Source organism: Nonomuraea dietziae (genome assembly GCF_014195505.1).
Classification (GTDB): Bacteria; Actinomycetota; Actinomycetes; order Streptosporangiales; family Streptosporangiaceae; genus Nonomuraea; species Nonomuraea roseola.
In genome coordinates this window covers 3,444,360-3,465,404 of sequence record NZ_JACIBV010000001.1, presented here as the reverse complement: position 1 = coordinate 3,465,404, position 21,045 = coordinate 3,444,360, and the positions used below count along the sequence as shown (strand labels likewise).

General features: G+C 71.9%; 15 protein-coding genes. 5 read left to right on the top strand and 10 right to left on the bottom strand.

The window, feature by feature from the left end:
* Nucleotides 1-99 precede the first annotated feature (99 nt).
* Complete coding sequence (locus FHR33_RS16535; RefSeq protein ID WP_183648207.1) at nt 100-3,636, top strand: serine/threonine-protein kinase; 3,537 nt, start codon at nt 100-102, stop codon at nt 3,634-3,636.
* A 22-nt stretch (nt 3,637-3,658) separates the two neighbouring features.
* On the opposite strand, the gene FHR33_RS16530 is transcribed toward FHR33_RS16535, so the two are convergent.
* The 3 genes from FHR33_RS16530 to FHR33_RS16520 all read right to left on the bottom strand — a co-directional run bounded on the left by FHR33_RS16530 (nt 3,659) and on the right by FHR33_RS16520 (nt 6,305).
* Nucleotides 3,659-4,492 (bottom strand): cytochrome c oxidase assembly protein, encoded by an 834-nt coding sequence (locus FHR33_RS16530; protein ID WP_221241128.1) that lies wholly within the window; start codon nt 4,490-4,492, stop codon nt 3,659-3,661.
* Nucleotides 4,489-4,962 carry a DUF2243 domain-containing protein gene (locus FHR33_RS16525; RefSeq protein WP_183648202.1) on the bottom strand — a complete coding sequence of 158 codons (474 nt, stop codon included), beginning with the start codon at nt 4,960-4,962 and terminating at the stop codon, nt 4,489-4,491. The genes FHR33_RS16530 and FHR33_RS16525 overlap by 4 nt, the downstream gene beginning before the upstream one ends.
* A 77-nt stretch (nt 4,963-5,039) precedes the next feature.
* Entirely contained in the window at nt 5,040-6,305 is a 1,266-nt protein-coding gene (locus tag FHR33_RS16520; RefSeq protein ID WP_183648199.1) for an MFS transporter, read from the bottom strand.
* 92 nt (nt 6,306-6,397) lie between these two features.
* Between FHR33_RS16520 and FHR33_RS50285 the strand changes: the two genes are divergently transcribed.
* Nucleotides 6,398-6,952, top strand: coding sequence for a CGNR zinc finger domain-containing protein (locus FHR33_RS50285; RefSeq protein WP_183648196.1), 555 nt, complete (start codon nt 6,398-6,400; stop codon nt 6,950-6,952).
* A gap of 306 nt (nt 6,953-7,258) precedes the next feature.
* A complete protein-coding gene (locus FHR33_RS16510; protein WP_183648193.1) occupies nt 7,259-7,522 on the top strand; it encodes a hypothetical protein in 264 nt (87 codons plus the stop codon).
* Nucleotides 7,523-7,748: 226 nt separating this feature from the next.
* On the opposite strand, the gene FHR33_RS16505 is transcribed toward FHR33_RS16510, so the two are convergent.
* Both FHR33_RS16505 and FHR33_RS16500 read right to left on the bottom strand, forming a co-directional pair.
* The gene (locus tag FHR33_RS16505; RefSeq protein ID WP_183648191.1) at nt 7,749-9,191 is read right to left on the bottom strand and encodes an N-acetylmuramoyl-L-alanine amidase; all 1,443 of its coding nucleotides are present in this window, start codon (nt 9,189-9,191) and stop codon (nt 7,749-7,751) included.
* Nucleotides 9,192-9,226: 35 nt separating this feature from the next.
* Nucleotides 9,227-10,264, bottom strand: coding sequence for a M23 family metallopeptidase (locus tag FHR33_RS16500; RefSeq protein ID WP_221241127.1), 1,038 nt, complete (start codon nt 10,262-10,264; stop codon nt 9,227-9,229).
* 191 nt (nt 10,265-10,455) lie between these two features.
* Between FHR33_RS16500 and FHR33_RS16495 the strand changes: the two genes are divergently transcribed.
* Entirely contained in the window at nt 10,456-13,353 is a 2,898-nt protein-coding gene (locus FHR33_RS16495; protein ID WP_183648188.1) for an AfsR/SARP family transcriptional regulator, read from the top strand.
* 8 nt (nt 13,354-13,361) lie between these two features.
* Here the strand turns inward: FHR33_RS16495 and FHR33_RS16490 are convergent, their stop codons facing one another.
* A complete protein-coding gene (locus FHR33_RS16490) occupies nt 13,362-14,090 on the bottom strand; it encodes a hypothetical protein (protein WP_183648186.1) in 729 nt (242 codons plus the stop codon).
* Between the two features lie 81 nt (nt 14,091-14,171).
* Nucleotides 14,172-17,687, bottom strand: a complete 3,516-nt coding sequence (locus FHR33_RS16485) for an AAA family ATPase (protein WP_183648184.1) — start codon at nt 17,685-17,687, stop codon at nt 14,172-14,174.
* 285 nt (nt 17,688-17,972) lie between these two features.
* Here FHR33_RS16485 and FHR33_RS16480 point away from each other — a divergent pair, with 285 nt between their 5' ends.
* Nucleotides 17,973-18,371 carry a hypothetical protein gene (locus FHR33_RS16480; protein WP_183648182.1) on the top strand — a complete coding sequence of 133 codons (399 nt, stop codon included), beginning with the start codon at nt 17,973-17,975 and terminating at the stop codon, nt 18,369-18,371.
* Nucleotides 18,372-18,377: 6 nt separating this feature from the next.
* On the opposite strand, the gene FHR33_RS16475 is transcribed toward FHR33_RS16480, so the two are convergent.
* The 3 genes from FHR33_RS16475 to FHR33_RS16465 all read right to left on the bottom strand — a co-directional run bounded on the left by FHR33_RS16475 (nt 18,378) and on the right by FHR33_RS16465 (nt 20,946).
* Nucleotides 18,378-19,052, bottom strand: coding sequence for a MarC family protein (locus FHR33_RS16475; protein ID WP_183648180.1), 675 nt, complete (start codon nt 19,050-19,052; stop codon nt 18,378-18,380).
* Nucleotides 19,053-19,125: 73 nt separating this feature from the next.
* Nucleotides 19,126-20,400 carry an arginine deiminase gene (locus FHR33_RS16470; protein ID WP_183648177.1) on the bottom strand — a complete coding sequence of 425 codons (1,275 nt, stop codon included), beginning with the start codon at nt 20,398-20,400 and terminating at the stop codon, nt 19,126-19,128.
* A 42-nt stretch (nt 20,401-20,442) separates the two neighbouring features.
* Nucleotides 20,443-20,946 (bottom strand): DUF1269 domain-containing protein, encoded by a 504-nt coding sequence (locus FHR33_RS16465; RefSeq protein WP_183648175.1) that lies wholly within the window; start codon nt 20,944-20,946, stop codon nt 20,443-20,445.
* Between the last annotated feature and the right edge of the window lie 99 nt (nt 20,947-21,045).

Sequence of the window (21,045 nt, the reverse complement as noted above, 5' to 3'; positions counted from 1 at the left end):
GTCGGCGGGCCTCGCGTCATCTGGCACCATCAACCACAACAGACACGGCAATACGGGGGATACACGAACTTTGTCGCGATGTCCTCCATCCAAGATCCTGTGACACTTGTTGCGGGGGATCCGCTGCGCATCGGGGACTACTGGCTCGCCGGGCGGCTGGGCGCGGGCGGTCAGGGCGTGGTCTACGAGGCGTACGACCAGGCCGGACGCCGCGTGGCGATCAAGATGCTGCACGGCGTCGACGTGAGCCTGCTGCAGCGCGAGGTCACCGCGGCCCGCAGGGTCTCCTCCTTCTGCACGGCGGGCGTGATCGAGGCAGACCTCACCGGGCCCAGGCCGTACCTGGTCAGTGAGTACGTGGAAGGGCCCAGCCTGGGCGGCGCGGTACGAGGGGGCAGGGTCTTCACCCCGGGAGACCTGCACAGGCTCGCGACCGGCATCGCCACCGCGCTGACCGCCATCCACGACGCGGGTGTGATCCACAGGGACATGAAGCCCGACAACGTGCTGCTCGGCCCCGACGGTCCGAGGGTGATCGACTTCGGGCTGGCGCGGACGCTGGAGATGTCGCTGACCGCGACAGGACTGATCTCAGGGACGCCCACCTACATGGCGCCCGAGGTGTTCACGGGCGAGCGGGCGGGGGCGCCCGCCGACGTGTTCGCGTGGGGCGGGATCATGCTCTTCGCCGCGACGGGCAGGGATCCGTTCAAGGCCGAGACGTTCGGTGCCGTCATGCACCAGGTCATGTCGGTCGAGCCGGACCTCACCTGCCTGCCCGAGTCGCTCAGGCCGCTGGTCCACGCCGCGCTGCGCAAGGACCCGCTGCTGCGGCCCACGGCCCGCGCCCTGCTGCTCGCCCTGATCAGCGGCGACGGCCAGCTCGACACCGCCAGGCTGCTGGCCGAAGGCGGCAGAGCCTCCCACCTCACGACGGACGCCCACGATCCCGGCCTCGGCCCGCTCGCGGAGGAGGCGTACGGCATGCTGAGCCCCGCCGACCGCGAACTGGCCGCGCAGGTCTTCCTGCGGCTGGTCACGGTGGACGAGGAGGGCGAGCTGTCCGTACGGCGGGCGCGTCTCAGCGAGTTCGCCGAGGCGCAGGGCGTGCTGCGGGTGTTCGGCTACCTCCTGGAGATCAGCGGCGACGAGGTACGGCTGGCCAGGCCCGCGCTGCCGCACGCCTGGCCAAGGTTCCGCCGCTGGATCGAGACGAACAGGGACGGCCTCGCCGCCCACCGCGACATCCTGGCCGCCGCCAGGCGGTGGGAGGACCGCGGCAGGCGCGACGGCGACCTGTTCGCGGGGCACTCGCTGGAGAACGCGCTGCAGTGGGCGGCCACCGGCCGCAAGGACATCACGCTGGCCGGGTTCGAGCGGGACTTCCTCGACGCGGGGGCCGCGCTGGGCCGCCGCAGGGCGCGCAGGACCAGGCTGCTGTCGATGAGCCTGGCCGTCCTGCTGGTGGTCTCGCTGGCCGCCACAGGGGTGGCGGTCTGGCAGGGCAAGGTGGCCGACGACCGGTTCAGGGCCGCGGAGGCGGCCAGGATCGCGGCGGCCGCGGGGACGATCCGCGCCACCGATCCACGGCTCGGCGGACTGCTGAGCGTCGCGGCCTGGCGGCTCCACCCGACCCCCCAGACCCGCAAGGCCATGAACGACTCCCTCGCCAAGCGCGAGACCGGCATGTTCCAGGACCCCGCGACCGAACCCGAGACGATCCGCACGCTCAGCGCCGACAGCAGGACCCTGGTCAGCGTCAGCGCCAACGAGGCGCGCCTGTGGGACGTGGTCGGCCGCCGTCAGGTCGGGAAGGTGAAGCTCGGCGTCAAGGGCACGCCGATCGACGTGGCGCTGAGCCCGTCGGGCCAGGTGCTGGTGGTCCTGACCAGCAGGGGCGTCCACGCGTGGGAGGCGAAGACGGGGAAGGTCAGACGCGCGTGGCCGTTCCGCACCGCCATCGGCGGCGACCAGTTCGACGTGGCCGCCGTCACGTTCGGCACGGTCGACCGCTACGTGATCCTGCAACGGGACACCTTCACCCTCTGGGACCTCCAGACCGGAAGAACCGCGGCGCTGCCCGGCTTCTACAACGGCGCCATGACCCCCGACGGCTCGGCGCTCTACATGCACCACGGCAGACCGGGGACGATCGGCAGGTTCGCGCTGCCGAGCCTGAGACTCACCGGCAGCAGACGCGCGCAGGAGCCGTGCAGGCACTGTCCCGACCCGCTGGCCGTCACCAGGAAGGGCTGGCTGCTCGAGGTGCTGCCAGGGGCGAGGATCGGCACCGCTGACCTGTCGGACCCGACGGTGTTCAGCACCGGCTCGCTGATCGATGTCGGTCCCGACCGGTGGAACCAGGGCCGCGTGGTCATCAGCCACGACGAGCGGCTGCTGGCCTCCGCGACGGAGAACGAGATCCAGCTCTGGGGTCACGGCATGCTCCTCGCCACGCTCACCGTCAGCTCCGCAGCCGACCCCGGCTCGCAGGCGGCCGAGGTGACACGGCCACGGCCGCGATTCGACCCCGACGGCAGGACGCTGCGCTACCTCAGCGAGGATCGCGTCTTCACCCTCGACATCTCGGCCCTCACCACGCCGATCGACGAGGAGCTGCAGACGGTCGCGATCAGCCCTGACCGGGTCCGCACCGTGGAGCTACGCGGCAGCGAGGAAACCGGCGACCGCGCCCTCTACCTCACCGGCGCGGGCAAGCGCCGGATGCCGCTGCGCGGCGGCCCCCCTGGCGACTCCGACTTCCTCGGCGCGGCCTTCAGCCCCGACGGCCGGCAGGTCGCCATGGCCACCTTCCACATCACCGGCACACCGCCGGGCGAGGTGCGCAACACCACCTACCTCAGGGTCCACGACACCGCCACCGGCAAGGAGATCAGGCGGTTCACGCTGAGCGACCGGACGCAGGCGTTCCTGCGGGGCTTCAGCCCCGACGGGGGAAGGGTGGCCGTCGATCTCACGATCTCCGACGACTCGACGCGATCCGCCCTCCAGTTGTGGGACTGGCGGAAGGGCGAACTCCTGTGGTCGGCCGAGCAGAACGCGCTCACCGACGTCGCCTTCAGCCCCGACGGCTCCAGACTCGCCGTGCTGGCGGACAGGCCGGTCTTCCTCGACACCGCCACCGGCAGGAAGCTGGGCGGCGGCCTGACCGCCACCGGCAGGGCGACCAGCGTCGTCTACGGCGCTTTCACCAGGGCGGGAGAGTTCGTCACGGCCGACAGCAGGGGCCGCCTCACGGTCTGGGACCACGCGGGCTCGTCCAGGACCGTCATCAGAGGTGTCTCCGGCACGCCTGCCCAGCCGCCTGTCATCTCGCCCACCGAGGACCTGGCCGCGGTCGTGGGCGGCGACGGCCGGCTGCGCCTCTACGACCTGATCTCCGGCCGGCCGGTCGGCGCGCCGCTCGACGACGACAGGGGGAGCGTCCAGCTGGCGGCCTTCACTCCCGACGGCGCCAGGCTGATCACCTTCGACCAGTACGGCGGGCGGCACGAGTACCCCGTCGCCCCCTCGGCCGTCGCCACCGCCCTCTGCGGCCGATCCGGCAGGACGCTCACCGAACAGGAGTGGGCGGCCCACCTGCCGGACCTCCCCGCGGTCGAGGTGTGCGGCTGACCCCACGGACCGACACCGCGCTTCAGCGACGCCCGAAAGGCGGGGTGACAGGCTCTTGGAGGAGCCGAGCCCGGCGGAGGGCGCGGGCGTGGGTCCGGCCTGTGACGGCGTACCACTGGACGGCCAGCACGGTGGCCAGGCCGAGTTCGACCAGATCGCCGCCGTAGTACATCAGCTGGGCGCCGGTGCGCAGATCGGGGACGGCGAAGCCGGTGCCGGGCGGGGGAGTGGCGTACAGGGTCTTGGCCAGGACGGCGTGAGCGGTCCCCGCCGCGAGCAGCGTGGCCGCGCGCCACGGCAGGCTCCAGCGCCGGCGCAGCGGGTCGAGCTGACAGACGGAGAAGGCCAGCAGGAAGCCGGCCGCCACGACGTGGATATGCACGGCGGCGTGCAGCCATGGCCGCTCCTGGGCGGCGGCGAGCAGCGGTGTGCGGTACAGCAACCACAGCCCGCCCAGATCCAGCACCGCCGCCGTCGGCGGGAAGACCAGCCACGACACCGGAGGTGAATGCGCCACCGCCAGCAGTCCGCGCCGCCGGGCGCCGGGCCGCAGCGCCCGCAGCGCCAGCGTCAACGGGCGCCCCAGCGCCATCAGCAGCGGAGCGGCCATCCCCGCGACCAGATGCTGGGCCATGTGAGCGGTGAACGGCTCCCCTGGCGGCTCCAGTGTGGCGGCGGCCACCAGGGACAGGCCGCCGGCGGTGAACGAGGCGGTTGGCCTCCACGACCAGGCGTCGCCCCTGCGGCCCAGCCGTCGCGCCGCCCCCAGGTAGAGGGCGACCGCCAGCGCGCCGATGATCGCCGCCGCCACCTGCCAGGCGTCCAGCCCGGCGGAGGCGTGCTCGTGCGCCGTCACCTCTCGGGGTCCTTCGCGCCCGGCGCGCGCCTGGCCCTGAGTGCCAGCCCGGCGCCGATGAGCAGCAGGACCGCGCCCGCCGCGTTCCATGCCAGGTCGTAAGGCAGCAGCTCGACCCCGTACCGGATCTGGTGCACCCGCAGCACCTTGTGGTCGACCAGGCCGTCGAACAGCTGGAAACCGCCCAGCCCCAGCAGCAGCCCGGCCCAGGCGTGGCCTGGTGACAGCGCTCGGCGGCGACGCAGATCGGCCCACATCACGAACCCGGCCACCAGGGCGAGCAGTTCGGCGGTGTGCAGCAGGCCGTCCGACAGCAGTCCGACCGCGGGGGTGGAGCGGTCGTAGAAGTGATGCCAGCCCAGGAGCTGGTGGAAGACGATCTCGTCGACCGTCGCCATCACCGCCACCCCGATCAACGCCGCGGCCGCCATCGACCGCCCGGACTGGGGCGAAGAGCGCGGCACACCCATGATCGTGAAGGTCCTTCCCCGACAGCCCGATCCCGAATCTGGCCTACCCCTCACGGAGGCGATCACTCGCTCCCGCCTCAGGCGAGGGCCCGGTGCTCCTGGTCCGCCTCCATGGCGGCCGACAGGTCCGTACGGCGGGCGAACGGCACGAAGACGGCCAGGATGAGGAGCGCCAGCCCGGTGGCGACGGCGAACACCGTCCGCACGTCGGACAGCTCCGCGCCCACCCCGGCCAACGCGGCGCTGACCGGGATGACGCCCCAGCTGAGCACCCGCGACGCCGAGTAGATGCGCCCCAGCAGCTCCGGCGGTGAGAGGTTCTGCCGGATGGTGGCGACCAGGATCCGCCAGATGCTCGAGCCGGCTCCCGCGACCACCGCGCCCGCCGCCACGGCCCACACCGGGGCGTCGAAGGCCACCGGCGCCACCAGCAGGACGGTGCCGACGGCGTCCGCGATCAGCAGCGTCGTCACGCCGAACCGCAGCCGCAGCCGCTCGACCACCATCGAGGCGAGCAGCCCGCCGACGGCCATCGCGGTCAGCAGCAGGCCGTACTGGGCGGCGGTGAGACCGAGCGGGCCCGGACGCACGGCGTAGACGACGAGCAGCGCGGTCGCGGCCGCCCAGACCACGTTCATCGCGGCGGTGAACAGCGTGATCGCCCGTACCACCGGCTGCCGCCACAGGTGGAGGAATCCCGCGACGACCCCGCCGCTCCCCGAGACCCGTGGGCCACCCTCCTCCGGCAGGGGCCCGACCGGCGGGCGGCGCAGCGTCATCGCCGCGACCCCTGCGACCGCCAGGACGTACAGGCCCGCGCTCACGCCCGTGGCCATGGCCAGGGTGAGGCCCGCCAGCAGGCCCGCGAGCGGCGGCCCCACCAGCTGGTTGGTGACGTTGATGGTCGCCTCGATCCGCGCGTTCGCCCTGCCCCTGCCGGCCGGTTCGACGACCGAGGGGACGGTCGAGGTGAGCGCGGTGTCGACCAGGGTCTCGCCGACGCCGAGCAGCACCGCCGCGGCCAGGAGCAGCGGCAGCGACAGCGTGCCGGTGAGGTGGCCGGCCGTGAGCCCCGCCAGCACGAGCGCCCTGACGAGGTTGACGCCGCTCAACAGGGCTCGGCGGTCGACCCTGTCGACGATCCAGCCGGCGTGCAGCCCGAAGATCGGCCAGGCCAGGGTGAGCGCCGTCGTCACGGCCGCCACGCCACCGGGTGAGGCGTCGACGGCGAGGGCGAGCAGCGGCAGGACGAACAGGGCCATGCCGTCACCCAGGTTCGCCGCCCCGGTGCCGAACCACAGCCCGTTGAACGATCGGCCCAGTGAGGCGGGTAGAACGCGCATGGATTCTCACCTGTCAAAGCTGTTTGATCGGTAATATCGGCCTCAGGCTATCTCACCTGTCAATAGCCGATAGAAGGTGAGAGAATGGCCGCATGACCCCTGTCGAGCTGGTCGGCAACGCGCTCTGTCTTGACTTCGCCAACACCGTCAACAGCAGGCCGGTTGCGCGACGGGACTGGATGGCCACCCCTGAGGAGGCGACGACCTGGGCGGACGCCGTGGGCCGTCCGATCGAGGACCCGCGCGGCCTCGCCGCCGCGCTGCCCGCCGCCCGCGAGCTACGCGAAGCCGTCTTCAGGGTGTTCGAGGCGCTGGCGCACGAGGACGATCCGCCGCGGCAGGACCTCGACGCCATCGCCGTCCTGTACGCCGAGGGCGTCGCCCGCAGCCACCTCGAGCCGCACGGCGCGGGCTACCGGCTGGCATGGCAGGCGCCACGGACGGCGGAGATCCTCCTCTGGGAGGTCGCGGCCTCGGCCGTCGAACTCCTCACCCACGGGCAGCTGGAGCGGCTCGGCGGATGCCCCTCGTGCTGCTGGCTGTTCCTCGACACCAGCAAGAACGGCAGGCGCCGGTGGTGCAGCATGGCCTCCTGCGGCAGCCGAGACAAGGCCCGGCGCTACTACGCCACCCGCTCCACGCCCTGATCGGCAGCCCGTCAGCCCTTGGGACCCCCGCCTGGGCCGCCCTGTACCAGGGGGACGGCTCGCCGCGCTCGGGTCCCGCCCATGGCGCCACTTCGGTGCGCCCCAGGCCACGAGTCCGGAACGGTCTTCCGCGCCGCTCTCCTCGGGTCACGCGGCAGTAGCACGTCGCGGGGTTGCGAGGCGGCGGACACGCCGCGCCGGGCCCCAAAGAAGGCAAGATCGAACGTATGGATAAGTGATCCCCTCCGCCGGGTATCCCGGCGGATGCGCTCCTCGCCCGGGCGCTCTGCACTCGCCGGAGGATTCATGCAGCACCGCGCCGCGTCCGTGACGACCCTGGCCCTCGCCCTGGCCCTGCTGGCGGCCCCCGCCGCCGCCGGCGCGCCGTCGATCGGCGACCGGAGCCCGCGCGGCGGGCCCGTTCCCCAGCCCTCCGGGACGCCCGCACCCGGGGCCCCCGAGAAGTACTGTGTCACCGTCCCCACGAACGCCATCGCCCAGGCGTGGACGAGCATGGCGACCGGTGGCGGCTTGAGGGACTTCCCGCTGATGACGATAGCCCCGTGCTAGAACGTGCGCAGCCGGCTTCCCCTGCGTACGCCGCAGCGCTTCCAGCGGCGGAAGGCCAGGATGACGCTCGCGTCCGCGATGCCTTCCAGGATTTTCTGCCTGAACAGCACGGCTCCCCCTCCGGCGACGATCGACCAGACTATGCCTCACAGCGGACGAGCGCCCGCCCTCCACCAGGGGAGAGCGGGCGCACGCCATGCGGATCAGCGCTGGTAGGGGGCCGGTGTTAGCCGCAGTGCTCGAAGGGGCTGTCGTAGACCGCCGAGCCTGCCTTGCCGCCCCACCTGACGCACTTGTCGGCCGCGCTCGCGCGCACGGGACCGGCGTAGTAGGCGAAGTTGCCCGAGTCGGTGACTCGCGTCCTGCCCTGCACCTCCAGGTAGGCGCTGGTGGCGGTGGCCGTGCCGAGCGAGGTCTTCTTGATGGTGGCCACGCAGTTGTAGCCGTTGGCCGAGTTGTACAGCAGGTAGACGGTGCCCGCCGTGCCGAGGGCCGCCGAGTCGATCACCTTGTACCCGCTGCCGCACACCGACTCGGCGGTGTGCGGGTTGCTACCGCCGCTGCTGCCGGTGACGTACTGCATGTACTTGGTCCAGTCCCAGTTCGGGCCGGGGTCGGTGTGGTCGGCGCCGGGAACCTGGTGGTGCCCGACGATGTGGGTGCGGTCCTTGGGGATGCCGTACCTGTCGGCGATGTTGCGGGTCAGCGCCGCCGAGGCCCGGTACATCGTGTCGGTGAACCAGGAGGCGTTGTTGATGTAGCCCTCGTGCTCGATGCCCACCGAGCGCCTGTTGTACTCGCCCGCGTGGAAGGCCCTGTCCTTCTCCCTCACCATCTGGGTGATGTCGCCGTCGGAGGAGCGGATGACGTAGTGCGAGGAGGTGGGGTTGGGCCTCGGTCCCTGTTGGAACCAGGAGATGGTCCCCGCGTAGGAGCCCTGCGCCACGTGGATGACGATGCGGTCGATCGCGTCGCTGGTGGGACGGCTGGAGACGGCGTAGTTGCTGCTGTGCGCCGGCACCCAGTGGGCCGAGGGGTAGTCCACGGCGGCGGCCGCGGCGCTGGTGTTCAGGTCGCGCGCCCTGGCGTAGGCCCCGCGGTCGGGCTCGACGGCCTGCGGTCGCACGGTGACGCTCTCGCCGTCCGCCGTGTCGGCGTCGACGCCCTCGGCCAGCAGGTCGTAGACGGTGTCGGCGTACAGCCTGGCGACGTCGGGCGAGGCGGCGTTGCCGTACTTGGCGACCACGGGGTACCACTTGGCCGGGTCCTTGCGGGCCGCCGCGTCGAGGCCGAGCTCGTCGGCGTAGGCGCGCAGGACGGCCGCGCCGCCCGTGATGTTGGCCGCGTCGTCGGCCTTCAGCGCCGAGACCGGCTGGCTCGTCAGCTTGGCCGCCCGCTCCAGCGTGTGCGCGGTGGGGTTGCTGACCAGGTGCATGACGCCGTAGCCGCCGCTGGCGCTGGGCTCGCCTTCGTGCCCGTCGAGATGGGTCTCGGCGAAGGCGAGCGTGACCAGCAGGTCGCGCGGCACCTCATAGGTGGCGGCCGCGCGGGCGAACGCGTCGGTCATGGGATCAGCGGAGACCGCGTTGGCCGGCTGTCCCATCAGGAGGGAGAGGGGGATGAGCGAGCCGGCCAGCAGGGCAGCCGAACGGCGGAGTCGAGCCTTCACAGGTTCTCCTCGAAGGGTTGGGGGGTTCTCACGCGTCAGCCGCAGTGCTCGAAGGGGCTGTTGTAGACGTCCGAGCCTGCCTTGCCGCCCCACTTGACGCACTTGCCCGGCGCGCTGGCCTGCACGGGGCCGGCGAAGTAGGCGAAGTTGCCGCTGTCGGTGACGCGGCTCTTGCCCTGCACCTCCAGATAGGCGCTGGTGGCGGTGGCCTTGCCGAGCGAGGTCTTCTTGATCGTGGCGACGCAGTTCTTGCCGCTGCCCGCGCTGTACAGCAGGTAGACGGTGCCCGCCGTGCCCAGCGCCGCGGAGTCGACCACCTTGTAGCCGCTGCCGCAGACCGACTGCGCGGTGTGCGGGTTGGTGGCGCCGCCGCCTCCGCCGCCGCACTTGTTCTTGGACGTGAGGGTCTGGATCGGGTAGCCGAACGTGGCTCCGTTGAAGACGGCCTTGCGGATGTTGCCCGGGTAACCCTCGCCCTGACGGACCTCGTAGTGCAGGTGGGAGGAGATGTTGTTGCCCGGCTTGCTGGTCCTGCCGACCGTGCCGATCTGCTGGCCCTGGGTGACGCGGGCGCCCGCGCTGACACTACGGACGGTCAGGTGCGCGTAGAAGGTCGTCCAGCCGCCGCCGTGGTCGATCTTGACGAGGTTGCCGAAGCCGTTGGCCGAGCCCTGGTGGGAGGAGATGACCACCGTGCCGGCGGCGGCGGCCACGACGGGGTCTCCGCGGTCGGCCTCGGCCGTGCTGCCCCGGTTGAAGTCGATCTCATAGGCCCTGTGGGCGCTGCTCCCGCTGCTGTTGCCGACCCAGGTCTGGCCGCAGGGGAAGGGGAGCTGGAAGTTGGTGCTCGCCATGACCGTGGCCGATCGCTCGGCCACGGTGGCCTCGTTCGGCGGGTCGTTGTCCTCGCCGGCCGAGGGGGCCGGCGTGGCCGTGGAACTCGGCTGCGTGGCCGTGGGACTCGGCGTGGGGCTGGCCGGTGGGTTCGAGGCGGCCGCGGCCGTCGCTCCGGTGAACCCGAGCAGGCCGGGTAGCAGGACCAATCCTGCTGTGAGCACCCCGTTGAGTCTCATGCGGATCCTTTCTGCGGCGCGAGAGGCGAAGACCCGGCTCGCGCCATGTGCTGTCCGTGGAGCTGTCGAAAGGCTCGTGTTGCGGCTCAAGAGTGCGAGGAATCCATACAAAGAACATCCGAAATCGGTATAAAGAGCTTCCAGTACGCACTGCAACCAGTTGCAAGCCTCCATCGAGGAGTACCTGCGTCATGGTGGTTGATCAGCCTGTCTTCAGCGTTCTCGGTTCGTTGCTGGTCCGGATGCCGGAGGGGAGACTTCCCGTCGCGGGCACCAAGCCGCGGGTCCTGCTGGCCTCGCTGCTGCTCGACGCGAACCGGGTGGTCAGCTCGGATGTGCTCGTGGAGGTGCTGTGGCCGCAGCGCCGCCCGCAGTCCGCGCTGGCCAACCTCCGTACCTACGTCAGCTCCTTACGGGGCACCCTCGCCGCGGTCGGCGCGCAGATCCTGGCCAGGCCGTCCGGCTACGCGATCGAGCTGGAGGCAGAGCAGCTCGACGCGCTGCTGTTCGAGGACCTGATCGCCAGGGCGAGGGCGGCGGACGACGACGAGGAGGCCTCCGAGCACCTGCGCGGGGCCCTCGCGCTCTGGCGGGGCACGCCGTTGGGCGATCTGCCGGCCAGCCCGTTGTGGGACGAAAGGCTGCTCTCGCTCACGGAGGCGAGGTTCGGCGCCACCGAGGAACTGGCCGCCATGAGAATGGCGAGAGGCGAGTACGCGGCCGCGATCGGCGACCTGAAGGAGCTGGTCACGGTCCACCCCTTCAGAGAGGATCTCTGGCGGCAGCTGATGCTCGCCCTGCACGGCAGCGGACGGCAGGCCGAGGCGCTGCAGGCCTACAAGACCGTCAGGCGGCAGCTGGTCGACGAACTCGGCGTCGAGCCAGGGCCCGACCTGCGCATGGTGCACGCCGCCGTCCTCGCGGGAGAGTCGCCGCCCGCCGTGTCCGCCGCGAACGCGCCCCAGCACTCACCTCCGCGCTCGGCACGAAGCGTCGTCGCGCCCCAGCAGCTCCCGCCGGACATCCCTGACTTCACCGGGCGAGCCGACGCCGTCGCCACGCTGACGCGGGCCCTGGCGGAGGCGGGACGGCGGCCGGAGGGGCCGCCGACGATCGCCGTGGTCGTGGGGCCGCCCGGTGTGGGCAAGTCGGCGCTCGCCGTGCACTGCGCGCGCGCCGTACGGGCCGACTATCCGGCGGGGCAGCTCTACCTCAGCCTCGGCGGTACGGCGGATGCCCCCGCCGACCCCGCCGAGCTCCTGGCGGAGGCGTTACGCGCGCTGGGGACGGACGAGAAGGACCTGCCGCACACGACGCACGAACGCTCCGCCCTGTACCGCTCCTTGCTGGCGGAACGCCCCATGCTCGTCTTCCTCGACGACGCCGCCGACGCCGCCCAGGTGCGGACGCTGCTGCCGGGCAACGGCTGCGCGGTGCTCGTGACGAGCAGGCGGCGGATCACCGAGCTGCCCGGCGCGCTCCAGCTGGACCTGGACGTCCTGTCACCCGCGGAGGCCGAGGAGCTCCTGGAGAAGATCGTGGGCGTTGAACGGCTGCGAGAGGAGAGGGAGGCCGCCGCGATGATCGTGCGCTCCTGCGGCTGTCTGCCGCTCGCCGTCAGGATCGCGGGGGCCAGGCTCGCGGGACGGCCGGGCTGGCCGCTGAGCGCGCTGCGGCAGCGGCTGGACGACGAGGCGAACAGGCTCGACGAGCTGAGAGCCGGCGACCTGGAGGTACGCGACTCCTTCGACCGCACCTACCGGCAGCTGCCCGACGACGTGGCCACGGCCTACCGGACGCTGGGCCTGCTCGGCCCGCTCTCCATGCCCGGCTGGGTGGTCGACGCGGTCCTGGACCGTCACAGGAGCGAGACCGTGGTGGACGCCCTCGTGGACGTGAACCTCGTGCGGCTGGCGGGCACGGACGCCATCGGCCAGCTCCGCTACCGGCTGCACGACCTGGCCCGCTGCAACGCCAGGGAGAAGGCCGGAGGCGACGTCGAGCGTCACGCGCTGACCCGGGTGCTCGGGGCGTGGATGAGCGCCACGGAGCAGGCCTCGGCGCGGCTGCCGACCACGCTCTTCAGCCTCACCTCCCCGACGGCGCCCCGGTGGAACCCCGAGGGAGACACCTTCGGACTCCTGACCGCCGACCCACTCTCGTGGCTCGACGCCGAGCGGGAGTCGCTGGTCGGTGCCGTACGGCTGGCCGCCGACGCCGGGCTGACGCAGGCCTCATGGGGCCTGGCCGCGGCGCTCGTCCCCTACTTCGACCTTCACTGCCGGTACGAGGAGTGGCGGCACACCCATCAGATCGCCCTGGAGTCCGCGCGCACGGCAGGAGACCTCAACGGTGAGGCCTCCATGCTCCGGGGGCTGGCCCAGGTCTGCCTGTACCAGGACCGGTACGCCGAGGCGGAGGAGATGCTCAGGAGATCGCGCGCGATCTTCCACGAGCTGGGTGACAGACGCGGCGAGGCCATCTCGATCTGCGGGCTGGGAGCGGCCAGCCAGTTCTCCGGCGACCGGCTCAAGGCGCTCGGCTACTTCAGGCAGGCGCTGTCGATGTTCCTCGCCATGGATGACACGAGCGGCGAGGCCTACGCCCGGCAGGCGATCGGACGGGTGTACCTGACCCTCCAGGACCTCGGCCAGGCCTCGCGATGGCTGGGGCAGGCGCTGCGGCTGGCCGAGGAGCTCGGCGACGCCCATCGTGAAGGTTGCGTGTCCATGCAGCTGGGGCGCCTGTACGGCCTGGCCGCCGAGTCCGACAGGGCGATGCGCGTGCACGAGCACGCGCTCGGCATCTTCGAGACACTGGGCGACAGGCACTGCGGGGCCTACGCCATGCACAACCTCGGCGGCCTCCAGGTGGTCAACGGGGACCGGTCCCACGGCTCCGACCAGCTGGAGCGGTCATTGGCGATCTTCCAGCAGCTCGGTGACAGGAGTGGAGAGGCCGCCACGTTCCAGACGCTCGGCGAGCTGTACCGCTCGGCGGGCCGCACGACTCTCGCCCAGGAGTATCTGCACCACGCCCATACGCTGCGGCGCGACCTGAGGGAAGGCGCGGGCGCCTGCGCCCGCTGAGCCGGGGGTCACGGCCCGATCTCCCGCGCCGGATACACGCCGACGTCCTTGAGCACCCGGTCGCCGAGCGGCGCGTCGAGCTCGACGGCGAACGGGGTGGCCGGACTGCGCTGGCAGGTCCGCGCTCCGCCCTGTGGCTCCACACCGATGATCAGACGCACCTCCTGCGGGGTCTCCTCCCGCGAGAACACCCGCACCCGGCCCTCTGCCGCGCGCCCGCTCGCGCACGCGCGCTCGGTGACCAGCAGATGGACCGTGCCCTGCGTCCTGGCCAAGGGCCTGGCCGGGTCCAGCGTGAGGTCGGCCACGCCCAGCGCGTCCATCTTCCTCCGCAGGTCGCAGCGCGTGGAGGTGCGCAGGTGCCAGCCTGGGCGGCCGTCGGCTCCCCGCGGGCCGAACCGCTCGACCTTCAGCAGGGCGTGGGTGAACCTCGTGCCCTGCTCGCGCACGTCGGGCCGTTCGAGCTGACGGACGAGCGTCAGCCGGTCGGTGCCGTCCTCGACGATCCGCCAGGCGGCCAGGTCGCCGACCGGTCCCACGCCTGTTCCCCTCAGCGCCTCGCGCCCGTCCTGCCCGAGCTCCGTCGCCGGCCGTCCCCTCTTCAGGACGTCCAACGGGAGGTCCTCGCCATGACAGGTGTGGGCCGCCTCCATCGACAGCCCCGGTGTCCCGCCGGCGCCGCACCCTGCCGCCAGCGCGCCGGCGACCGACAGGACGGCGACCCATGCTCGCGTCATCGAAACTCCTCTCTGCCTGACGACGTGAGCGACCCGGCCGAGGTTCACAGGGAACCGTCGCCCCGCGATCCGGGGTGGCGGTCACAGGTACTGGCCGGTCCCGCCCTCCTCGGGGGTGTGCGAGGGGCTCGCCACGATGTCCGAGGGCAGCAGCGCCCTGATCTCCTCGCTCGTCGGGTTCGGCAGGGCCAGGACGCGCTCGGCCTGGAGCGCCGTCGCGCGGTCGAGCAGGTTGCGCACGACGCGGCCGTTGCCGAAGGACTCGCCTCGGGGAATCGCCCGCAGCGCGCGGCGGACCTCCTCGCGCGCGTCGCCGGACAGGACCAGACCCGCGGCCGAGGCCATGGACTCGAAGATCGCGACGAGCTCGTCCTCGGAGTAGTCGGGGAATCGCACCGTGGTGGGGAAACGCGACGCCAGCCCGGGGTTGGCCGCGAGGAAGTCCTTCATCCTGTTGTCGTACCCGGCGGCGATCACGACCAGGTCGTCTCGGTGCTCCTCCATCAGGCGCAGCAGTTCGGCGATCGCCTCAGGGCCGTAGGAGTTGTGCGAGCCGCCTGGCGTGAGCGCGTACGCCTCGTCGATGAACAGCACGCCGCCCAGCGCCCTTTCGACCGCCGCGCGCACCTTGGGCGCGGTCTGGCCGAGGTACTCGGCGATCAGGTCGGCGTGGGAGACCTCGACCAGATGGCCGGACGACAGCAGGCCGAGCCGCGCGTACGCCGAGGCGAGGAGCCTGGCGACGGTCGTCTTGGCCGTGCCGGGGTTGCCCGTGAACACCAGGTGCCTGGTGGGGGAGGTGATCGGCAGGCCCGCCGACCTGCGCAGGCGGTCGGCCTCGACCTCGGCGGCCAGCAGCCGCACCTCGCGCTTGACCGGCTCGAGCCCGATCAGCGCGTCGATCGCGGCGAGCGGGTCGTCGGAGGGGCCGCTGCTCACGCGGGCGGTGGCGGTGCCGGGAACGTCCTCGGCGAGGATCTCGTGCAGAGACTCGTCCCCGTCGATCACCCCGTCGGCCAGCACCCGGCGTGACTGCATGGCCACCGACCGCTCCAGCAGGCGCAGCGCGAGGCGGGCGCCCGCCGCCTCCGGCCGCGCCGATCGGACGATGCTCCCCACCTTGGCCAGAACCCCCTCACGAAGGGTGAACCCGGCCTCGGCCGCCTTGATCTCGTAGAGGGCGACCACCTGGTCGCCGGTGAGGTCGGGGAAGCGCACCACCTTCGGGAAGTACTCCGCCAGCTCCGGCGAGGACTTCAGCAGACCGTTGACCGCCCCGTCCGGTCCGCACAGGACGACCACCAGGTCCTCGCGGTGCGCCCGGACCGCCGCGAGCAGGGCGTCGACGACGTCGCGGCTGCGGGCCCTGTCGACGTCGATGCCAGGACGGGCGAGGTTGCCCGCGTCCTCGACGCACAGCACGCCGCCGAGGGCGCGGTCGACGGCACGCCGTACGTTCACCGTGGCGTCCCCGATGTGCTGCCCCACCAGGTCGGCGCGGTCGACGGTGACCAGGTGACCGGAGGAGAGCAGCCCGAGCTCGGCGAACATCCGGCCGACAAGGCCCGCCACCATGGTCTTGCCGGTGCCGGGACGGCCGGTGAAGACCAGGTGCGGCGCCCGCACGGGCGAGGGCATCCCCGCCTCACGCCGCAGCCTCGCCGCCCGCGCCTCGGCGATGACGAGGGCGAGCTCCGCCTTGACCGGCTCGAGCCCCAGGCAGGCGTCCAGCCCGGTCCCCTGCGGGAAGGGGGTGGCGGGCAGGTCGGCGCCGCTCACCCTGACCGAGCCCCTGCCGCGCGCCGAGGCGACGGCCTGCTCCGCGAGGTGTTCCATGAGGCGGGCGCCGCGCAGGTTGAGATGGCCCACCAGGCGGGCCGCGGCCTCCGCCGCGTCGTCGAAGGCCACCGCGTCCCGGCGGGCGACGGCCCGCCTGAACAGCTCCGCCCGCTCGTTCTCGGTGAACTCGCGGGTGCGCGCGACGCGGAACTCGTGGAGCAGCGCCGGGTTGGCCCGCGCGAGCTCGAGGTCGCCGCCCACCGCGCAGGTCGCGACCACGTGCAGGTGTCGTTGCTGCCGCAGCACCCGCCGTAGCTCCTCGAGGGCCACGGCGCCGCAGCGGCCGTACTCGCCGATCCGGTCCAGCCCCTGCAACACCAGCAGGTCGCCGTCCGCCAGACCCCTCGTCCTCGACAGCAGGTGCAGCGCCGCCTCGCTGGCGTTCATGCTGGCGAACACCTGGTCGGAGATGTAGACCACCTCGGGAGGGCCGTCGGCCCCCGCCAGCGCGCGCCGCAGGATGTCGACCGCCGTCATGCGTCCCGTGCTGTCAGGCCCCGCCAGCAGCAGCCGCGCCGGTCTCCTGTCGCCGCGCCACCTGGCCTCGACCACGGCACGGAGCGCCTCGGCCAGCTCCGGCTGACCGACCAGCTCGGCGGCGGGGTCGGTGTGCGGGCGCTGATCGGCGACGTACCTCGCCAGCAGCGGGTTGACGGCCCTGCGCGGCGCGCACAGCACGCGCAGATCCCGCTGGAACGCGGTGACCGGCAGCGAGCTCTCCGGATTCACCGCCGGCCCCGGCAACCCCTGGACGGCGCCGGAGACCCTGATCGCCATGTCGAGCCAGGCGCGGCAGGCCTCGGCCTCGCCCGCCAGCACCCCGCGCGCCAGCCACGACCGCACCAGCGAGTGCCAGGTGTCGGCGTCGAATCCCTCGCGCAGCCGGGAGAAGCCCGCCTGCACCTGGGTGTACCTCGACAGGCCCAGGCTCATCGCCAGCTCGGCGGGGACCTCGCTGACCTCGGCCTGCGCGAGCAGGCAGGCCAGCGTCACCTCGTGTTCGAACGTGAGGGCGGTGCCAGGCAACGGTCCCGCACTCGTCGCGCCGGGCACGTGCTCGATGAGGCGGGTGTGCGCGGCGAGGAAGCCCGAGCAGGCCCAGTCCAGGTAGCCGGCGGGTCCCAGGAGCTCCGGCAGGACGGCGAGCAGCTCGGGCCCGGCCCGCTCGGCCCACAGCCCGGGCAGCGCCTCCAGGGGCGCGACCCGATCCTCCTTGGCCAGGGCGGGATCCGCGGCGCGCAGGTCGTGCAGCGCGATCAGCGCCCTGCGCCGGGGCTCGAGCGGCTCGATGCCCGCGAAGACGTCCAGACACCGGCGCGCGAGCCCCAACGCGAGCTCGCGCAGCTCCGGGTCGTCGCCGGTGCCGTCCATCAGCCAGTAAGCGGGCGGAAGAAAGGGTGTGTCGCCCGACGACCACGTCCAGCTGCGGTTCGGCTGCCGCGGCTCGGCCACGAAGTCGCTCATCGTCTCGTAGGCGAGGTCACAGGCCGAGCCCCCGCACAGCGCGACCGAGCCGACGAGGAACTGCAGCAGGTGCCACAGCTCCGCGCCGATCACGGTGGTGTCCTCGGCGAAGAAGCCGGGAAGCTCCACCGCGAGCGCCTCGGCCGCGGGATCGCCGTTCAGCGCGACGGCGCGCGCCCGCACCTGCTCGTACAGGCCGTCCGGGACTCGCCAGGGGCCGTAGGAGTACAGGTCCAGGACGGGGTCGTCGGAGAGCAGCAGCTGGAGGCTGCCGGGCAGACTTGGGCGATCCATGGCGGGGATCTTACGTCAGCTCGCCGATGCCGCTCGCGGGCGATCGGACCCTCGCCCCGGAGACCGATCGCGTCGGCCGACAGGTCCACCTGTGCGGGCGGCCGGGCCTCGCGAGCCGGTCCAGCGCCGTGACAGCCTCGGCGAACAGCGCGTGGTCGGTCGACCGCGCTCCCCATGACGACGGGCAGGCGGGCCGACGCCAGGAAGGCCCGGGCCTCCTTCCGCGTGGGCTACGGCCAGAATGTTCTCCGTTCGAACCAGTCGCCCAGCCCGAAGGACCCCGGCATGAACCACCTTCTGCTCGATCTGAAGTACCACTGGGCCGTCTTCGGCCTCGCCCTCTTCAAGCCCGTGGTCACCCTGAACGGTTACCCGGTGCCGATCAGGTGGGGGCAGAACGTGATCCCTGTGGCGCCCGGCGCCTACCACCTCCACGTGCACGTCCCCGGCATCCTGCCGCCCCGGGTCGGCAACGCCGATCTCCAGGTGTGGGTCGCGCAGGGGCAGTCGGTGGCCGTGGAGTACCGCGCGCCGGTGTGGTCCTTCTCGCCCGGCGCGCTCGGGCCTGCCCCGCAGCCGTGGAACGGACTGGCCTACCAGCTGGCGCTGCTGGGCGCCCTGCTCATCCCGCTGATCCTCCTCCTCGTCCTGCTCGGCGCCGTGCTGGTGTCCATCGCGAACTAAGACCCCTCACTGGTTCAGCCGCGCGGTGACCAGGTCGGTGAAACCGTTGGCCAGCAGGATGACGGCGATGGCGGTGAGGAGGATGCCGGCCACGCGGTCGAGGAGCATGGCCCCCTTCAGCGAGATGCGGCGTTTGACGTGCCCGGACAGGTACAGGGTCAGGCCGGTGAGCGCCGCGAAGCACACGACCGCGAGGGACAGGGCGAGCTTCTCCCGCATGCTTGTCGCCGCCGCCGAGGCGGCGACGCAGAAGGCGAAGGTGGTGCCGCCGACGGTCAGGGGGAAGGTGAGCGGGGTGAACAGGATCGACTTGATGTCGGCGACGGGCTCGGGCGGCGCCGCGACCCCCTGTTCCCTCTGCTCCTCCTGGCGCTGGAGCTTCTCCAGCTCTTCGACCGCCCCCGCCTGACCGCGCATGAGCGGGATGGCGGCGTAGGCGAGCGCGATGCCGCCGGTGGCGGTGAGCGCCGCGGTGCTGATCCCGAGCAGCTTGAGCAACGGCTCACCCACCCACAGCGCGACGAGCACGAAGACCGCGACGTTGAGCGCCAGCCCCAGCGCCAGCCGGTTGACGTCCCCGTGCTCGTACGGGCGGACGATCGGCAGGTAGGAGGCCAGCGCGGCGACCGGACTGTAGAGCCCGAACAGCGCCAAGAACAGGATCAGTGCTGGGTGTGTCATCGTGTTGCTCCCGGATGGACGCCTGGCGGCTGGTCGCAGGGGGAGTTTCACGCGATGGACGAAACGGCCGGCCTCAGACGGGGTCGCGCAGGATCGGGCAGGTCATGCAGTGCCCGCCGCCTCGGCCCTTGCCCAGCTCGAAGCCCTCGATCTCGACGACGTCCACGCCGTGCTCGCGCAGCTTCCTGTTGGTGAACTCGTTCTTGTGGTAGCCCACCACGACGCCAGGCTCCAGGGCGACGAAGTTGCTGCCGCTGTCCCACTGCTCTCTGGCCCGCTGGTAGTCGTCCCCGCCGGTGGGGATGATGTCGAGCTTGCCGATGCCGAGCGCGTCTTCGAAGGCGGCCGCCAGGCTCGGCTCGCGGTGCACGTCCACGGTGCCTTCCTTGTCGCCCGGCCGCAGCGAGTAGACCGCCGCGTTCTCCACCACGGGTGGGTAGCCGGTGGCCTTGTCCACGTCCAGCAGCGTGAACACGGTGTCGAGGTGCATGTAGGAGCGGTGCGGAGGGATGTTGACCGCCAGCACCCTGGTGGCCGCCCCCGCGTCGAACAGCTCCCTGGCGAGGTGCTCGATCATGATGGGGCTGGTGCGCTCGCTCACGCCGATGGCGACGGCGCCCTTTCCGATGGGCATCATGTCGCCGCCCTCCAGCGAGGCACGGCCGAAGTCCTCCTCGTCGAAGGTGCCGTCGTCGCCCATGGGCGGATACCAGTAGGCGAAGCCGTCGTCGGCGAACATCGGATGGAAGTGGTAGATGATGCTCTGGTTGATCGTCTCCAGCCGGCGGGCGTGGTAGTAGAGCGGGTTGAGTGAGACCCCGCCGTACAGCCAGGCGGCAGGGTCGCGCTGGTAGAGGGAGTTCGGGAGCGGCGGCAGGATGAACGATCCGATCGTGGCCATCGCGGTGACCAGGGATCGGGTGTCGAAGTCCTCGCGGCTGGCCCGGGCCTCGGCGACGAACTCCTCCTTGGTGAGCCCGCCGATCAGATGCTCGGCGAGTTTGTCCCCGCTCCACGACGCGAGCTCGGCGCGGACCTCGTCGACGAGTGACGGACCCACCGTCAGATGGGTGACCGTCCGCTCGACCGCGTGCCTCCTGGCCTCGGGTGCGGCCTCCAGCGCCTCGGCGAGCAGTTGCTGGTGGTGGAACACCTCGATGCCGCGGCCGCGCATCATCTCCACGAACTCGTCGTGCTCCATCTGGGCGCGGCGCACCCACAGCACATCGTCGTAGAGCAGCTCGTCCTTGTTGGCGGGGGTGAGCCTCTTCAGGCTGAGATCGGGCCGGTGCACGATGACCTGTCGCAGCGTGCCCACCTCGGAGTGGACTCCGTACTTGGTACTCACGACGCCTCCTGGGCGGGTCGATCGGGAATGGAGATGGACGCGCTACTGTTCGGCGACGGCCTGGACGTGGCGGACGGCCTCCCGCAGGTCGGCCTCCGCCTCCTCGCTCAGCGAGGTCTGGATGATCTCCCCGCCGAAGGGGGCGACCTCCACGATCACCTTGTCCGGCGTGCTCTGGGTGACCAGCAGGAACAGCGCGGCCCCGCCGGGCTGGAGCCGCTGCCCCAGATCCCGCATGAAGGCGTCGTTGACGCCGACGTCCGTCGCCGCCCCCGCGGCCGCGCCTGTCGCCGCTCCCACCGCCATCCCCAGCAGCGGCGCCAGGAACAGCATGCCGATCAGCCCGCCCCACAGGGTGCCCATCGCCGCGCCACCGCCGGTCGTGCTGTTGAGCTGGTGCAACTTGATCTTGCCGTCCGGCTTCTTCTCCGCCACCGCGGCGTCGGCCAGGATGATGAGCCTTTCGCGCTGCAGCTCCAGCAGTCGGTCGCGCACCCGGGTCGTCGTGGCGACGTCCGGATAGGCGATGGCTATCAGATTGCTCATGGAATCCCCCGATTCCCGCTATGTCGAAGCAGCGGCCCGTGAAGAGGACGGGAAGCCGGATCTGCCCCGTAGAGGTCATGACGGCACATAGGCCATCGT

What these genes read in the sequence shown, in the direction of transcription:
- FHR33_RS16495 (WP_183648188.1), top strand. Translation starts at nt 10,456, where the DNA reads ATGGTGGTTGATCAGCCTGTCTTCAGCGTTCTCGGTTCGTTGCTGGTC.
- FHR33_RS16480 (WP_183648182.1), top strand. Translation starts at nt 17,973, where the DNA reads ATGAACCACCTTCTGCTCGATCTGAAGTACCACTGGGCCGTCTTCGGC.
- FHR33_RS16520 (WP_183648199.1), bottom strand. Translation starts at nt 6,305, where the DNA reads ATGCGCGTTCTACCCGCCTCACTGGGCCGATCGTTCAACGGGCTGTGG.
- FHR33_RS50285 (WP_183648196.1), top strand. Translation starts at nt 6,398, where the DNA reads ATGACCCCTGTCGAGCTGGTCGGCAACGCGCTCTGTCTTGACTTCGCC.
- FHR33_RS16500 (WP_221241127.1), bottom strand. Translation starts at nt 10,264, where the DNA reads ATGAGACTCAACGGGGTGCTCACAGCAGGATTGGTCCTGCTACCCGGC.
- FHR33_RS16525 (WP_183648202.1), bottom strand. Translation starts at nt 4,962, where the DNA reads ATGGGTGTGCCGCGCTCTTCGCCCCAGTCCGGGCGGTCGATGGCGGCC.
- FHR33_RS16510 (WP_183648193.1), top strand. Translation starts at nt 7,259, where the DNA reads ATGCAGCACCGCGCCGCGTCCGTGACGACCCTGGCCCTCGCCCTGGCC.
- FHR33_RS16465 (WP_183648175.1), bottom strand. Translation starts at nt 20,946, where the DNA reads ATGAGCAATCTGATAGCCATCGCCTATCCGGACGTCGCCACGACGACC.
- FHR33_RS16490 (WP_183648186.1), bottom strand. Translation starts at nt 14,090, where the DNA reads ATGACGCGAGCATGGGTCGCCGTCCTGTCGGTCGCCGGCGCGCTGGCG.
- FHR33_RS16475 (WP_183648180.1), bottom strand. Translation starts at nt 19,052, where the DNA reads ATGACACACCCAGCACTGATCCTGTTCTTGGCGCTGTTCGGGCTCTAC.
- FHR33_RS16485 (WP_183648184.1), bottom strand. Translation starts at nt 17,687, where the DNA reads ATGGATCGCCCAAGTCTGCCCGGCAGCCTCCAGCTGCTGCTCTCCGAC.